The sequence below is a fragment of the Streptomyces sp. NPDC006602 genome (assembly GCF_042870385.1).
Classification (GTDB): domain Bacteria; phylum Actinomycetota; class Actinomycetes; order Streptomycetales; family Streptomycetaceae; genus Streptomyces.
Genome location: NZ_JBIAHG010000003.1, coordinates 58,550 through 72,488 on the forward strand (window position 1 = coordinate 58,550; position 13,939 = coordinate 72,488).

At 71.1% G+C, this 13,939-nt stretch carries 11 protein-coding genes; 8 read left to right on the forward strand and 3 right to left on the reverse strand.

The window, feature by feature from the left end; genetic code table 11:
- Nucleotides 1–79: 79 nt before the first annotated feature.
- Nucleotides 80–1,042, reverse strand: coding sequence for a methylmalonyl Co-A mutase-associated GTPase MeaB (meaB, locus tag ACFYO2_RS09010; protein WP_388346246.1), 963 nt, complete (start codon nt 1,040–1,042; stop codon nt 80–82).
- Nucleotides 1,043–1,090: 48 nt separating this feature from the next.
- Complete coding sequence (locus ACFYO2_RS09015) at nt 1,091–2,293, reverse strand: acetyl-CoA C-acetyltransferase (protein WP_388346248.1); 1,203 nt, start codon at nt 2,291–2,293, stop codon at nt 1,091–1,093.
- 150 nt (nt 2,294–2,443) lie between these two features.
- Between ACFYO2_RS09015 and mce the strand changes: the two genes are divergently transcribed.
- The 7 genes from mce (at nt 2,444) to ACFYO2_RS09050 (ending at nt 12,283) form a co-directional block, all read left to right on the forward strand.
- Nucleotides 2,444–2,884 carry a methylmalonyl-CoA epimerase gene (gene mce, locus ACFYO2_RS09020; protein ID WP_388346251.1) on the forward strand — a complete coding sequence of 147 codons (441 nt, stop codon included), beginning with the start codon at nt 2,444–2,446 and terminating at the stop codon, nt 2,882–2,884.
- 233 nt (nt 2,885–3,117) lie between these two features.
- The gene (gene scy / locus ACFYO2_RS09025) at nt 3,118–7,029 is read left to right on the forward strand and encodes a polarized growth protein Scy (RefSeq protein ID WP_388346254.1); all 3,912 of its coding nucleotides are present in this window, start codon (nt 3,118–3,120) and stop codon (nt 7,027–7,029) included.
- 194 nt (nt 7,030–7,223) lie between these two features.
- Nucleotides 7,224–8,156: a cellulose-binding protein gene (locus ACFYO2_RS09030; RefSeq protein ID WP_388346256.1), complete on the forward strand. Its 933-nt coding sequence runs from the start codon at nt 7,224–7,226 to the stop codon at nt 8,154–8,156.
- A 142-nt stretch (nt 8,157–8,298) separates the two neighbouring features.
- Nucleotides 8,299–9,252 (forward strand): ABC transporter ATP-binding protein, encoded by a 954-nt coding sequence (locus ACFYO2_RS09035; protein WP_388346259.1) that lies wholly within the window; start codon nt 8,299–8,301, stop codon nt 9,250–9,252.
- Nucleotides 9,253–9,254: 2 nt separating this feature from the next.
- Complete coding sequence (locus tag ACFYO2_RS09040; RefSeq protein ID WP_388346262.1) at nt 9,255–10,025, forward strand: ABC transporter permease; 771 nt, start codon at nt 9,255–9,257, stop codon at nt 10,023–10,025.
- 132 nt (nt 10,026–10,157) lie between these two features.
- Nucleotides 10,158–11,417, forward strand: coding sequence for an ABC transporter ATP-binding protein (locus ACFYO2_RS09045; RefSeq protein WP_388346265.1), 1,260 nt, complete (start codon nt 10,158–10,160; stop codon nt 11,415–11,417).
- Nucleotides 11,414–12,283 (forward strand): ABC transporter permease subunit, encoded by an 870-nt coding sequence (locus tag ACFYO2_RS09050; RefSeq protein ID WP_388346268.1) that lies wholly within the window; start codon nt 11,414–11,416, stop codon nt 12,281–12,283. Before ACFYO2_RS09045 ends, ACFYO2_RS09050 begins: the two co-directional genes overlap by 4 nt.
- A 14-nt stretch (nt 12,284–12,297) precedes the next feature.
- Here ACFYO2_RS09050 and ACFYO2_RS09055 read toward each other — a convergent pair whose 3' ends face one another.
- Complete coding sequence (locus ACFYO2_RS09055) at nt 12,298–12,639, reverse strand: ATP/GTP-binding protein (RefSeq protein WP_388346271.1); 342 nt, start codon at nt 12,637–12,639, stop codon at nt 12,298–12,300.
- 222 nt (nt 12,640–12,861) lie between these two features.
- On the opposite strand from ACFYO2_RS09055, the gene ACFYO2_RS09060 reads away from it, so the two are divergent.
- Nucleotides 12,862–13,890 (forward strand): LLM class flavin-dependent oxidoreductase, encoded by a 1,029-nt coding sequence (locus ACFYO2_RS09060; protein ID WP_388346274.1) that lies wholly within the window; start codon nt 12,862–12,864, stop codon nt 13,888–13,890.
- Nucleotides 13,891–13,939: the final 49 nt, after the last annotated feature.

A 13,939-nucleotide genomic window follows, 5' to 3' on the forward strand; every position in this document is an offset into this window, starting at 1 on the left:
CAACGTACCAGCGGGGTCCCGGAGTCGACCACCACGCGTCCGGTCATACCCCGGTCACCGACCGCCGGGCGCGTCCCCTCTAGGCGGGACTCTCCGTCAGCCCCGCCACCAGCTCGTCCGCCGCCCGGTACGGGTCCAGCTCCCCGGCGACGATCTTCTCCGCCAGGGTGCTCAGCCGGCGGTCGCCGTGCAGGTCGCCGATGCGTTCACGCAGGGCCGTGACGGCGATGGTCTCCACCTCGCGGGCGGCCCGGGCGCGCCGGCGTTCGGCGAGTACGCCCCGCTCCTCCATCCAGGCGCGGTGCTTCTCCAGCGCCTCGACGACCTCGTCGATGCCCTCGGCGCGGGCGGCGACCGTCTTGACGATGGGCGGGCGCCAGTCGCCGGGGCCGCGGGACTCGCCGAGGCCGAGCATGTGGTTGAGTTCGCGGGCGGTCGCGTCGGCGCCGTCGCGGTCGGCCTTGTTGACGACGTACACGTCGCCGATCTCCAGGATTCCGGCCTTCGCCGCCTGGATGCCGTCGCCCATCCCCGGCGCCAGGAGCACCACCGACGTGTCCGCCTGCGAGGCGATCTCGACCTCCGACTGGCCGACCCCGACCGTCTCGACCAGGATCACCTCGCAGCCCGCCGCGTCCAGGACGCGGATCGCCTGCGGTGCCGCCCAGGCAAGGCCGCCCAGGTGGCCGCGCGTGGCCATCGACCGGATGTAGACGCCCGGGTCCGAGGCGTGCTCCGACATCCGGACCCGGTCGCCGAGCAGCGCGCCGCCGGAGAACGGGGACGACGGGTCGACGGCCAGGACGCCGACCCTCCTGCCCTGCTTGCGGTACGCGGTCACCAAGGCGGAGGTGGACGTCGACTTGCCGACGCCCGGCGAGCCCGTCAGGCCCACCACGTACGCCCCGCCGGTCAGCGGGGCCAGTGCCGCCATGACCTCCCTGAGCTGCGGGGACGCCCCCTCCACGAGGGAGATCAGCCGGGCCACGGCCCGCGGCCGGCCTTCCCTGGCCTGGGCGACCAGTGAGGAGACGTCCTGCATCACAGCTCCGTTCAGATCAGTTCGATCGGTGAAACGAACAAGAAGGGCTCAGGCCTTCGGTACCCGCACGACCAGCGCGTCACCCTGGCCGCCGCCACCGCACAGCGCGGCCGCGCCCACGCCGCCGCCGCGCCGCTTCAGCTCCAGCGCGAGGTGCAGGACGAGGCGGGCACCGGACATGCCGATCGGGTGGCCGAGGGCGATGGCACCGCCGTTGACGTTCACCTTTTCCGGGGACACCCCGAGGTCCTTCATTGACTGGACCGCGACCGCCGCGAAGGCCTCGTTGATCTCGATGAGGTCGAGGTCGGAGACCTCCAGGCCGTCCTTCTTGAGGGCGTGCAGGATGGCGTTCGACGGCTGCGACTGCAGGGAGTTGTCCGGACCCGCCACATTGCCGTGGGCGCCGATCTCCGCGATCCACTCGAGACCCAGCTCCTGCGCCTTCGCCTTGCTCATCACCACGACCGCGGCGGCGCCGTCGGAGATCTGCGAGGCCGAACCCGCGGTGATCGTGCCGTCCTTCGTGAACGCCGGGCGCAGCTTGCCGAGGGACTCCGCCGTGGTCTCGGCGCGGATGCCCTCGTCCTTGCTGAAGACGACCGGCTCGCCCTTGCGCTGCGGGATCTCGACCGGAGTGATCTCGGCCTCGAACAGGCCGTTCTTCTGGGCGGCGGCGGCGCGCTGGTGGGACAGGGCGGAGAACTCGTCCTGCTCGGGGCGCTGGATGCCGAGGCGGGTGTTGTGCTTCTCCGTCGACTCGCCCATGGCGATGTTCTCGAAGGCGTCGGTGAGACCGTCGTACGCCATGGCGTCGAGCATCTCGATCGCCCCGTACTTGAAGCCCTCGCGGGACTTCGGCAGCAGGTGGGGGGCGTTGGTCATGGACTCCTGGCCGCCGGCGACGACGATCTCGAACTCGCCGGCGCGGATGAGCTGGTCGGCGAGCGCGATGGCGTCGAGGCCGGACAGACACACCTTGTTCACGGTGAGCGCCGGGACGCTCATCGGGATGCCGGCCTTGACCGCGGCCTGGCGTGCCGGGATCTGCCCCGCCCCGGCCTGGAGCACCTGGCCCATGATCACGTACTGCACCTGGTCGCCGCCGATCCCCGCACGGTCGAGGGCGGCCTTGATCGCGAAGCCGCCGAGGTCGGCTCCGGAGAAGGACTTCAGGGAGCCCAGCAATCGTCCCATCGGCGTGCGGGCGCCCGCGACGATCACCGAGGTCGTGCTGTTCGATCCAGTCATGAGCTGCGATCCCCTTACCGGCCTGCACAGGCCGAGGAGTGAACGAGGGTTTACTTCGAATGTACTGAGCGGTAGTCCACGCCGTCATCCGGCTGTCGGTGTGATCGCGCGCACGTTGCGTAACCACCTCGGTCGCGCTGCACTGAAACCATGCTGACGCGAATCGACCACATCGGGATCGCCTGTTTCGACCTCGACAAGACCGTCGAGTTCTATCGGGCCACGTACGGCTTCGAGGTGTTCCACTCCGAGGTCAACGAGGAGCAGGGCGTGCGCGAGGCCATGCTCAAGATCAACGATACGTCCGACGGCGGGGCTTCGTACCTGCAGCTCCTGGAGCCGACCCGGGAGGATTCGGCCGTGGGCAAGTGGCTCGCGAAGAACGGGGAGGGCGTGCATCACATCGCCTTCGGTACGGCGGACGTCGACGCGGACGCCGCGGACATCCGCGGTAAGGGCGTACGCGTTCTGTACGAAGAGCCGCGAATCGGTTCCATGGGGTCACGGATCACCTTCCTGCACCCAAAGGATTGCCACGGCGTACTGACAGAACTGGTCACTTCGGCGTCTGTTGAGTCACCTGAGCACTGACCCTCGTACATATGGGCCGGTAGGGTTGGGGGCGGTCGCCGCTCCACCCAGGGCGACCAGGGTCCTGCCATGACGGCGGGACCTGGCCGGGGTCCGGGTTTCGGGGGACGAGCGTCGGGGCAGCAGCCCGTGCTCCGCCGTTGATCTGACACCATTCCCCGGGAGCCCCGTTCGGCGTACGGACGGAGCTGGTACGGAGAGACTTTCGACCAGGGGACGGATGGGACCGCGCAGTGCGGGGCTACGAGAGCCAGGAGCGGGAACCGGCGGCTGACGTCGATCACCTCACTCGTTTCGAAGCCGAGATGAAGCGGCTGAAGACCGAGCGGGAAAAGGCGATCCAGCATGCCGAGGACCTCGGCTACCAGGTCGAGGTGCTGCGCGCCAAGTTGCACGAGGCGCGGCGCACCATCATGTCCCGGCCCGCCTTCGACGGCGGGGACATCGGCTACCAGGCCGAACAGTTGCTGCGCAACGCGCAGGTCCAGGCCGACCAGCTGCGCCAGGAGGCCGAGCGCGAGCTGAGCCAGGCCCGGTCGCAGACCCAGCGCATCCTCCAGGAGCACGCCGAGCAGGCCGCCCGGCTCCAGGCGGAGCTGCACCAGGAGGCGGTCACCCGCCGCCAGCAACTCGACCAGGAACTGGCCGAGCGCCGGCAGACCGTCGAGTCGCACGTCAACGAGAACGTGGCCTGGGCGGAGCAGCTGCGCGCCCGCACCGAGCAGCAGGCCCGCCGGCTCCTGGACGAGTCCCGTGCCGAGGCCGAGCAGGCCATGGCGGCGGCCCGCGCGGAGGCCGAGCGGGTGACCTCCGAGGCCCGGCAGCGGCTGCAGAGCGAGGCCGAGTCGGCCCGTGCGGAGGCCGAGCAGCTGCTGCGCCGCGCCCGCGCGGACGCCGAGCGGCTGCTGAACGCCGCCTCGACGCAGGCCCAGGAGGCCACCGAGCACGCCGAGCAGCTGCGTACGTCCACCTTCACCGAGTCGGACGCGGCCCGCCGTGAGGCGCAGGAGCTGAGCCGGACCGCCGAGCAGCGCATGTCGGCGGCCGAGACGGCCCTGCGCGAGGCGCGCGCCGAGGCGGAGAAGCTGGTCGCCGAGGCCAAGGCGGCGGCCGAGAAGGCGCTGTCGAGCGCGGAGTCGACCAACGAGCAGCGCACGCGTACGGCGAAGGAGCAGGTCGCCCGGCTGGTCACCGAGGCCACCAAGGAGGCCGAGGCCGCCAGGTCGGATGCCGAGCAGCTCGTCGCGGACGCCCGCGCCGAGGCCGAGAAGCTGCTCGACGAGGCGGCCGAGAAGGCCCGCACGCTGACGGCCGAGGAGAGCGCCACCCAGCTGTCCAAGGCGGCCAAGACGGCGGAAGACGTCCTCATCAAGGCGCAGGAGGAGGCGCGGGGCACCACCAAGGCCGCCGCCGAGGAGGCCGAGCGGATCCGCACCGAGGCCGAGGCCGAGGCGGACCGGCTGCGTGCCGAGGCGCACGACATCGCCGAGCAGCTCAAGGGCGCGGCAAAGGACGACACCAAGGAGTACCGCGCCAAGACGGTCGAGCTGCAGGAGGAGGCCCGCCGGCTGCGCGGCGAGGCCGAGCAGCTGCGCTCCGAGGCGGTCGCCGAGGGCGAGAAGATCCGCGCGGAGGCCCGCAAGGAGGCCGTCCAGCAGATCGAGGAGGCGGCCAGGACCGCCGAGGAGCTGCTGGCGAAGGCCAAGCAGGACGCGGACGAGCTGCGCCAGAAGGCCACCACGGACAGCGAGAAGGTCCGCACCGAGGCCATCGAGCGGGCGACGACCCTGCGCCGGCAGGCCGAGGAGACCCTCGAGCGCACCCGCAAGGAGGCCGAGCGGCACCGCGCCGAGGCCGTCGAGCAGTCCGAGGGCATCAAGGCGGACGCCGAGCGGGCCGCGCTCGAACTGCACGAGGAGACCGAGCGGGCCATAGAGGCCCGCCGCGCGGAGGCCGCCGAGGAACTGACCCGGCTGCACACCGAGGCCGAGGACCGCCTCGCCGCCGCCGAGCAGGCACTCACCGACGCCCGTGAGGAGGCCGCGCGGATCCGCCGCGAGGCCGCCGAGGAGACCGACCGGCTGCGCGCCGAGGCCGCCGAGCGGATCCGCACGCTGCAGGGGCAGGCCGAGGCGGAGGCCGAGCGGCTGCGCACCGAGGCCGCCGCGGACGCGTCCGCCTCCCGCGCGGAGGGCGAGGCCATCGCCGTACGCCTGCGGTCGGAGGCGGCGACGGAGGCCGAGCGGCTGAAGTCGGAGGCGCAGGACAGCGCCGACCGGGTGCGGGCGGAGGCGCAGGCCGCCGCCGAGCGGCTGGCCACGGAGGCGTCTCAGGCGCTGGCCGCCGCGCAGGAGGAGGCCGCCCGGCGTCGCCGAGAGGCCGAGGAGACCCTCGGCGCGGCCCGCGAGGAGGCCGGCCAGGAGCGGGAGCGAGCCCGCGAGCAGAGCGAGGAACTGCTGGCCTCGGCGCGCAAGCGCGTCGAGGAGGCGCAGACCGAGGCCGTACGACTGGTCGAGGAGGCGGACCGGCGGGCCAACGAGATGGTGTCGGCCGCCGAGCAGCACGCCCAGCAGGTACGGGAGTCGGTCTCCGGGCTGCACGAGCAGGCCCAGGAGGAGATCACCGGGCTGCGTTCGGCCGCCGAGCACGCGGCGGACCGTACGCGCCGGGAGGCCCAGGAGGAGTCGGACCGGGTCCGGGCCGACGCCTACGCCGAGCGGGAGCGGGCCAGCGAGGACGCCACCCGGATCCGGCGCGAGGCGGCCGAGGAGACGGACGCCGCCAAGGCGCTCGCCGAGCGCACGGTTTCGGAGGCGATCGCCGAGGCGGAGCGCCTCAGGTCGGACGCGTCCGAGCACGCCCAGCAGGTGCGCACGGAGGCGTCGGAGGCCATCGCCGAGGCCGACCAGGCCGCGGCGCGTACCCGGGCGGACGCCCGTGAGGACGCCAACCGCATCCGGTCGGACGCGGCGACGCAGGCCGACACCCTCATCACCGAGGCGCGCAACGAGGCCGAGCGGCTCACCACCGAGACGATCACGGACACCGACCGGCTGCGCCAGGAGACGGTCGCCGAAGCGGAGCGGCTGCGGTCGGAGACGGTCGCGGAGGCCGAGCGGGTACGGTCCGAGGCGCTCGCCCAGGCCGAACAGCTGCTCGGGGAGGCCACCGGCGAGGCCGAGCGGCTGCGCGCCGAGGCCGCCGACACGGTCGGCGCGGCCCAGCAGCACGCCGAGCGGATCCGGAGCGAATCGGAGCGGGTCAAGGACGAGGCGCTGTCGGAGGCCGAGCGGGTCACCACGGCCGCGCGCGAGGAGGCCGAGCGCACCCTCGACGAGGCCCGCAAGGAAGCCAACAAGCGGCGCTCCGAGGCGGCCGAGCAGGTCGACAAACTCATCTCGGAGACCGCCGCGGAGGCCGACAAGCTGCTCACCGAGGCACAGCAGCAGGCGCAGAAGACCACCGCGGAGGCGGAGGCCCAGGCCGACAGCATGGTCGGCGCGGCCCGTACCGAGGCCGACCGGCTGGTGTCCGAGGCGACGGTCGAGGGCAACGCGCGGGTGGAGAAGGCCCGTACGGACGCGGACGAACTGCTCGTCGGCGCCCGCCGGGACGCCACCGCGATAAGGGAGCGGGCCGAGGAGCTGCGCGACCGCCTCACGTCCGAGATCGAGAACCTGCACGAGCGGGCCCGCCGCGAGGCCGCCGAGACGATGAGGTCGACCGGCGACCGCTGCGACGCGCTCATCAAGGCCTCCGAGGAGCAGCTCGTCAAGGCGCAGGCGAAGGCCAAGGAACTGGTGTCGGAGGCCAACTCCGAGGCCGGCAAGGTGCGCATCGCCGCCGTCAAGAAGGCCGAGGGGCTTCTGAAGGAGGCCGAGCAGAAGAAGGCGACGCTCGTGCGGGAGGCCGAGGAGCTCAAGGCCGAGGCGATCCGCGAGGCGAAGCGCACGGTCGAGGAGGGCAGGCGCGAGCTGGAGATCCTGGTGCGCCGTCGCGAGGACATCAACGCCGAGATCTCCCGTGTCCAGGACGTCCTGGAGGCGTTGGAGTCCTTCGAGGCCCCCGTGGGAGGCAAGGACGGCCTCAAGGCGGGCGCCACGGTCGGCGCACCTCGATCGGGTGCCAAGTCGTCGGACGGCTAGAGCACGGCTGGAACAAAGTGCGGATTCTGGTCTCTTCTGGGGCCTTTGACCAAGTCTTTGGCAAGTGGTCCGCGAGTTAGCCACCCAAAAGGGGTGTCATTCTCCAGATCAAACACGCATCCGCTCGATGACACACCGCTTCGGCCCCTAGGATTCCCCCTATCACCTCACCGGTCTCATTCGACAGGAACCCCATGAGCGACACTTCCCCCTACGGCTTCGAGCTTGTGCGGCGTGGATACGACCGCGCTCAGGTGGACGAACGCATCTCGAAGCTCGTCTCCGACCGTGACAGCGCTCTGGCCCGTATCACTGCTCTGGAAAAGCGCATCGAGGAACTCCACCTCGAGACGCAGAACGCCCAGGCTCAGGTCACCGACGCCGAGCCGTCGTACGCCGGTCTCGGCGCGCGTGTCGAGAAGATCCTCCGCCTCGCCGAGGAAGAGGCCAAGGATCTGCGCGAGGAGGCCCGGCGCGCTGCCGAGCAGCACCGCGAGCTCGCCGAGTCGGCGGCCCAGCAGGTTCGCAACGACGCAGAATCGTTCGCTGCGGAGCGCAAGGCCAAGGCCGAGGACGAGGGCGTCCGGGTCATCGAGAAGGCGAAGAGTGACGCTTCGCAGTTGCGCGCAGAGGCCCAGAAGGACGCGCAGCAGAAGCGCGAGGAGGCCGACGCCCTCTTCGAGGAGACCCGCGCCAAGGCCGCGCAGGCCGCCGCCGACTTCGAGACGAACCTCGCCAAGCGCCGCGAGCAGTCGGAGCGCGACCTCGCGTCCCGTCAGCAGAAGGCCGAGAAGCGTCTCGCGGAGATCGAGCACCGCGCGGAGCAGCTGCGCCTGGAGGCGGAGAAGCTGCGCACGGACGCCGAGCGCCGCGCCCGCCAGACCGTCGAGACGGCGCAGCGCCAGGCCGAGGACATCGTGGCCGACGCCAACGCCAAGGCGGACCGGATCCGTTCGGAATCCGAGCGGGAGCTGGCGGCTCTCACCAACCGCCGCGACTCCATCAACGCCCAGCTGACGAACGTGCGCGAGATGCTCGCCACGCTCACGGGCGCCGCGGTGGCCGCCGCCACGCCGGCCGACGACGAGCCGATCTCCCGGGGTGTCCCGGCTCAGCAGTCCCGGTAAGGGTGTGACGTAGTACGGGTTACGAGTGGGGCCCGCATCCTCTGCGAAGGGGATGCGGGCTTTCGCCTTTCTTGCCGCGCTCGTCGGTCTCCGTTTGCCCACACGATTGGCGTCCGCCGAACCTCGCCCCTAGCGTGGTCGCATGATCGAGCTCGAGGGACTGACCAAGCGGTACGGCGAGAAGGTGGCGGTCAACAACCTGACCTTCACCGTCAGACCGGGCATCGTGACGGGCTTCCTCGGGCCCAACGGCGCCGGCAAGTCGACGACCATGCGGATGATGCTGGGGCTCGACCGGCCGACCGCCGGGGACGTCCGTATCGACGGCAAGCACTACGACCGGCTCAAGGACCCGTTCACGTACATCGGCGCCCTGCTGGACGCGAAGGCCATGCACGGCGGGCGCAGCGCCTTCAACCACCTGCTGTGCCTGGCGCAGAGCAACGGCATCCCCAGGAGCCGCGTGCACGAGGTGCTGGACACGGTCGGTCTCACGGCTGTGGCGAAGAAGAAGGCCAAGGGCTTCTCGCTCGGTATGGGCCAGCGGCTCGGCATCGCGGGCGCGCTGCTCGGCGATCCGCGGATCCTGATGTTCGACGAGCCGGTCAACGGCCTCGACCCCGAGGGCATCCACTGGATCCGCACTCTGATGAAGTCGCTCGCCGCACAGGGCCGTACGATCTTCGTCTCCTCCCATCTCATGAGCGAGATGGCGCTGACCGCCGACCACCTGGTGGTCATCGGGCAGGGGCGGCTGCTCGCCGACACCTCCATGGCCGACTTCATCGCGCAGAACTCGCGGTCCTACGTCCGTATCCGCACTCCGCAGCGCGAACGGCTGCTCGACGTGCTGCAAGGGGCCGGGGTCACCGCCGTGGAGACCGGCAACGGCTCGCTGGAGGTCGACGGCTGCAAGCCCGAGTACATCGGTGAACTGGCGGCCCAGTACCAGATCGCGCTGCACGAGCTGAGCCCTCAGCAGGCTTCCCTGGAGGAGGCGTTCATGCAGCTGACCGCGGAGTCGGTCGAGTACCACGCACACGCCGACACGCCCTTGGCCGGGCAACCGTGGGGCGACGGCTGGAAGGGGAACTGACCATGGCGGCGATCCAGGTCGTCCGGTCCGAGTGGACCAAGATCCGGTCGGTGGCCTCCACCGTGTGGACGCTCTCGCTGGCGGTGGTCGTCACCATCGCCCTCGGCATGCTGATCTCGGCGCTGTCGAAGAACGAGTTCGACAGCATGAGCCGGGGTGACCGGCTCTCCTTCGATCCGACATTCATCAGTTTCGCCGGCATGAGCCTCGGTCAGCTCGCGATGATCGTGTTCGGGGTGCTCGTCGTGTCGAACGAGTACAGCACCGGCATGATCCGCACCTCGCTGGCCGCCGTTCCGCAGCGCGGCACCTTCCTCTTCAGCAAGATCGCGGTCGCGACCGGTCTGTCGCTGGTCGTCGGCATGGCCACCAGCTTCGTCGCCTTCTTCCTGGGGCAGGCGATGCTGGGCACCCACAAGGCGGAGATCGGTGACTCCGGCGTGCTGCGCGCGGTCATCGGCGGCGGCCTCTACATGACCCTCATCGCGATGTTCTCGATGGGCGTCGCCGCGATGCTGCGCTCCCCGATGCTGGCGCTGGGCATCCTGATGCCGTTCTTCTTCCTGATCTCCAACATCCTGGGCAACGTCGACGCGACGAAGAAGATCGGCCGCTATCTGCCCGACCAGGCCGGCAGCAGGATCATGCAGGTGGTCACGCCGATCGACGACGACACTCCGTACGGCCCCTGGGGCGGCCTCGGGATCATGGCGCTGTGGGTGGCCGCCGCGCTGCTCGGCGGGTACGTCCTGCTCAAGAAGAGGGACGCCTGACGCCGAAGGGGGACACCGGAAGCTCTGGGCTTTGCTTTCATTTGAGCGGAACCGTCAGCGCCCCGATAAGCTCCTAACCCTTACGGGGGGCGTGTGCCCCGCTGTCCTGAATCCTTGCGATGGGTGCGGAGCATGATCGAGGCAGTCGGCCTGACCAAGCGCTACGGCGACAAGACCGCTGTGTACAACCTTTCCTTCCAGGTGCGGCCCGGCGCCGTCACCGGCTTCCTCGGGCCCAACGGCTCGGGCAAGTCGACGACGATGCGCATGGTCCTCGGCCTGGACAATCCCACCTCGGGGCAGGTGACGATCGGCGGCTATCCGTACCGCAAGCTGCCCAACGCGCCCCGCCAGGTCGGCGCGCTGCTCGACGCCAAGGCCGTGCACGGCGGCCGGGCCGCCCGCAACCACCTGCTGTGCCTGGCCCAGCTGTCCGGCATCCCGGCCCGACGGGTCGACGAGGTGCTCGGCGTCGTCGGTCTCCAGGACGTGGCGAGAAAGCGCTCCAAGGGCTTCTCCCTCGGCATGGGCCAGCGGCTGGGCATCGCCGCCGCGCTGCTCGGCGACCCTCAGGTGCTGCTGTTCGACGAGCCGGTCAACGGTCTCGACCCCGAGGGCATCCTGTGGGTGCGGAACCTGATGAAGGCGCTCGCCGCGGAGGGCCGCACCGTCTTCGTCTCCTCGCACCTGATGAGCGAGATGGCGGTGACCGCCGACCACCTGATCGTGATCGGACGCGGGCAGCTGCTCGCCGACATGAACATCAAGGACTTCATCTCGGCCAACTCGGCCGACTTCGCGCGCGTCCGTACGCCCGAGACCGACCCGCAACTGCGCGAGAAGCTGTCGTCCGCGCTCACCGAGGCGGGCGCGCACGTGATGCCGGAGCAGGACGGCGCGCTGCGTGTGACGGGGCTGCCGCTGCCGCGCATCAGCGACATCGCGCACGACACCGACGTACGCCTGTGGGAGCTGTCGCCGCACCAGGCCTCGCTGGAGGAGGCGTACATGCGGATGACGCAGGGCGCCGTCGACTACCGCTCCACCATCGACCAGAAGGCCGGGCTGCAGCAGCCGCTGCCGCCGGGTGCGCAGCCACCGATGCCGGTGCCGGGGCAGGGTCAGCCGGGCTGGTACGCCCCGCCGCCGCCCCAGCAGGGCGGACAGCCGTTCGCGATGCCGCAGGGACAGCCTCAGGGCCCGCCGCCCGGGGGTCCGTACGGCGCGCCGGGCGCCGCTCCGGCGCCCGGCGCCGGTGCGCCGAACCCTTACGCCCCGCAGGCACCCCAGGCCCCGTACGCCCCCCAGGCGCCGCAGGGCCAGCCACCGGCCGCCGCGCCCGCCTCCTCCGCCCCTGCCGCCGACCTGAACAAGCCCGAGGACGCCCGATGAGCACCCCGCAGCCCCAGATGCCGCAGGCCGCACCCACCTGGCAGGCGGCGCCCGGACCGTCGTACCCCACGTACAACTCGCCGATCCCGGTGGTGCGCACGCACCTCGGGAACGCGATCGCCTCCGAGTGGACCAAGATCCGGTCGGTGCGCTCCACGATGTGGACGCTCGGCGTCTTCGTACTGCTCGTCATCGGCATCGGACTCGCGGCCGGCGCGCTGGTCGCCGCCAACTCGGCCCAGGAGAGCCTGGCGGGCGAGAACCCCCTGTCGTTCGGCTTCTTCGGGGTCCTCCTCGGCAGCATGTGCGTCATCACGCTCGGCGTGCTGACCACGGCCTCGGAGTACGGCACCGGCATGATCCGGACCACCATGGTGGCGTGTCCCTCGCGCGGCCGGGTCCTCGCCGCCAAGGCGATCGTTTTCTTCTCGGTCGCGTTCGTGGTGACGCTGGTGTCGGTCCTGCTCGTCGCCCTGGCGGACGTCGCCATGCTGGAAGGCGCCAAGGAGCCGTCCGGCCAGGAGTGGCTGAAGGGCACGCTCGGCATCTCGCTCTACATCGCGCTGCTCGGCCTGCTCTCGCTGGTGGTCGGCTCGATCATCCGGCACTCGGCGGGCGCGATCACCATCATGATCGGCGTGGTGCTGGCACCGCTGGTCATCGCGCTGTTCATGTTCTCGGAGTCGCTGGAGGACCTGCGCCAGGCCCTGTTCGAGTACTCCATCCCGAACCAGCTCAGCGTCTTCTACTCCAACTCCCTCACCGAGACGGGCCCGTCCGGCTGGGACCCGCTGTGGATCGCCCTCGGTGTGACGGCCGCCGCGTTCGCCGGCGCTTTCGCGCTGCTGGAGAAGCGAGACGTCTGAGTCACGGGGGTTTCCTAGAACCTCGGCGCGTTACGGGACCGCTGCACCCGCGTGGTGCGGCGGTCCTTCGCGTTCCAGCACGCCTTGTGCCAGTGGCGGCGCTCGTCGACGCCCGAGTGCGCGGGCCAGGCCACGACGTGCGGGACGCCGTCCGGGATCAGCTGCTCGCAGCCCGGGCAGCGGTACGCCTTGCCCTGGGCGCTCGCCCCGGCCACGTGCCGCACGCTCCACTGCTCGCCCTGCCAGGCCTCGGCGGACTGGAAGCCGCCGTAGCGACCGGATCGGTCGTCCTCGGCGCTCCGGCCGGACGAGCCTGACGAACCAGCTCCCTTGGGTCGGTTGCGACGCGGGGACACGGGACACCTCACGGGGCTATACAGGAAGCACGGGCTGTGTCCAGCCTACGCGGCGTGGGCGGGGGTACCTGTAGGGGACCAACCCCCACAAGTCCCCCTCCACCGCGCCCCATTCTGCAGACAATCGGCAAATCTCTTCGCCAGGCCGTGTCCTCGGCACGTGTCAGACGGTTATGCCGGGTGGGGGAGCTCCGCGTCGGAGCCAAGGAAGCAGGAAATGCGATGCACGTAGGAAGTTTCGTGTTGGCGGCCCAGTTCCCGGGGCAGGGCCAGGGGGAGGCGCTGCACCGCGCGGTCCGCTCGGCCGAGGTCGCCGAGGAGGCCGGCCTTGACGCGGTCTGGCTGGCCGAGCACCACTTCGTGCCGTACGGCACCTGTCCGTCCGCGGTCACGCTGGCGGCGTTACTGCTCGGCCGCACCCGCCGCATCCGGGTGGGCACCGCCGTCAGCGTGCTGCCCACCACCCATCCCGTGGCGCTCGGCGAGCAGGCCGCGCTTCTGCACGTGACGAGCGGCGGGCGCTTCTCGCTGGGCGTGGGGCGCGGCGGACCATGGGTCGATCTCGAGGTGTTCGGCTCGGGCCTCGAGGCGTACGAGTCGGGGTTCCCGGAATCACTCGATCTGCTGGTGCGCTGGCTGCGCGAACCCTCGGTCGCGGCCGCCGGCGAGCGGTTCACCTTCCGTGAAGTCCCCGTCGTGCCAAAGCCGTCGGAGGGGCTGACGGACGTCTCGGGGCCCGAGGTCGTCGTCGCGTGCACCTCCCCGGCGAGCGTGCGGCTGGCCGCCGAGCGCGGGCTGCCGATGCTGCTCGGGATGCACGTGGGGGACGAGGAGAAGGCCGAGATGGTCGCCCTGTGGCGCAGGATCGCGCGGGCGGCGGGGCGTTCACCGGAGGAGGTCCACGGCGCGGCCCATGTGTCGGCCGGCGTCTGCCAGATCGCGGACCGGCGTACGGACGCGGTGGAGGCGCTGACGAAGGCGATGCCGGGCTGGCTGAAACAGGGGCTCGGCGCCCATGTCACGGTGGACGGCCGCGAGCGTTCGATGCGCGACCCGCTGGCCTACACCGAACTGCTCTGCGGACTGCACCCGGTGGGCACTCCGCGACTGTGCGCCGACCGGCTCGCGGCGACCGGCGAGCGGACCGGCGTCGCCCGCTTCGCCCTTCTCACAGAGGGCTCGGGAGACCTTGCGGCCACCGAGGAGAACATCCGGCGGCTGGGTGCCGAAGTCATCCCACAGCTCGGCTGAACCGCACCGTCGTCAACCGGCCTGTCCGGCCGGGAGCTTGCCGCCCCGG

Coding starts and splice junctions, on each gene's coding strand:
- ACFYO2_RS09040 (WP_388346262.1), top strand. CDS start 9,255: ATGGCGGCGATCCAGGTCGTCCGGTCCGAGTGGACCAAGATCCGGTCG.
- ACFYO2_RS09060 (WP_388346274.1), top strand. CDS start 12,862: ATGCACGTAGGAAGTTTCGTGTTGGCGGCCCAGTTCCCGGGGCAGGGC.
- meaB (WP_388346246.1), bottom strand. CDS start 1,042: ATGCAGGACGTCTCCTCACTGGTCGCCCAGGCCAGGGAAGGCCGGCCG.
- ACFYO2_RS09035 (WP_388346259.1), top strand. CDS start 8,299: ATGATCGAGCTCGAGGGACTGACCAAGCGGTACGGCGAGAAGGTGGCG.
- ACFYO2_RS09015 (WP_388346248.1), bottom strand. CDS start 2,293: ATGACTGGATCGAACAGCACGACCTCGGTGATCGTCGCGGGCGCCCGC.
- ACFYO2_RS09030 (WP_388346256.1), top strand. CDS start 7,224: ATGAGCGACACTTCCCCCTACGGCTTCGAGCTTGTGCGGCGTGGATAC.
- mce (WP_388346251.1), top strand. CDS start 2,444: ATGCTGACGCGAATCGACCACATCGGGATCGCCTGTTTCGACCTCGAC.
- ACFYO2_RS09045 (WP_388346265.1), top strand. CDS start 10,158: ATGATCGAGGCAGTCGGCCTGACCAAGCGCTACGGCGACAAGACCGCT.
- ACFYO2_RS09050 (WP_388346268.1), top strand. CDS start 11,414: ATGAGCACCCCGCAGCCCCAGATGCCGCAGGCCGCACCCACCTGGCAG.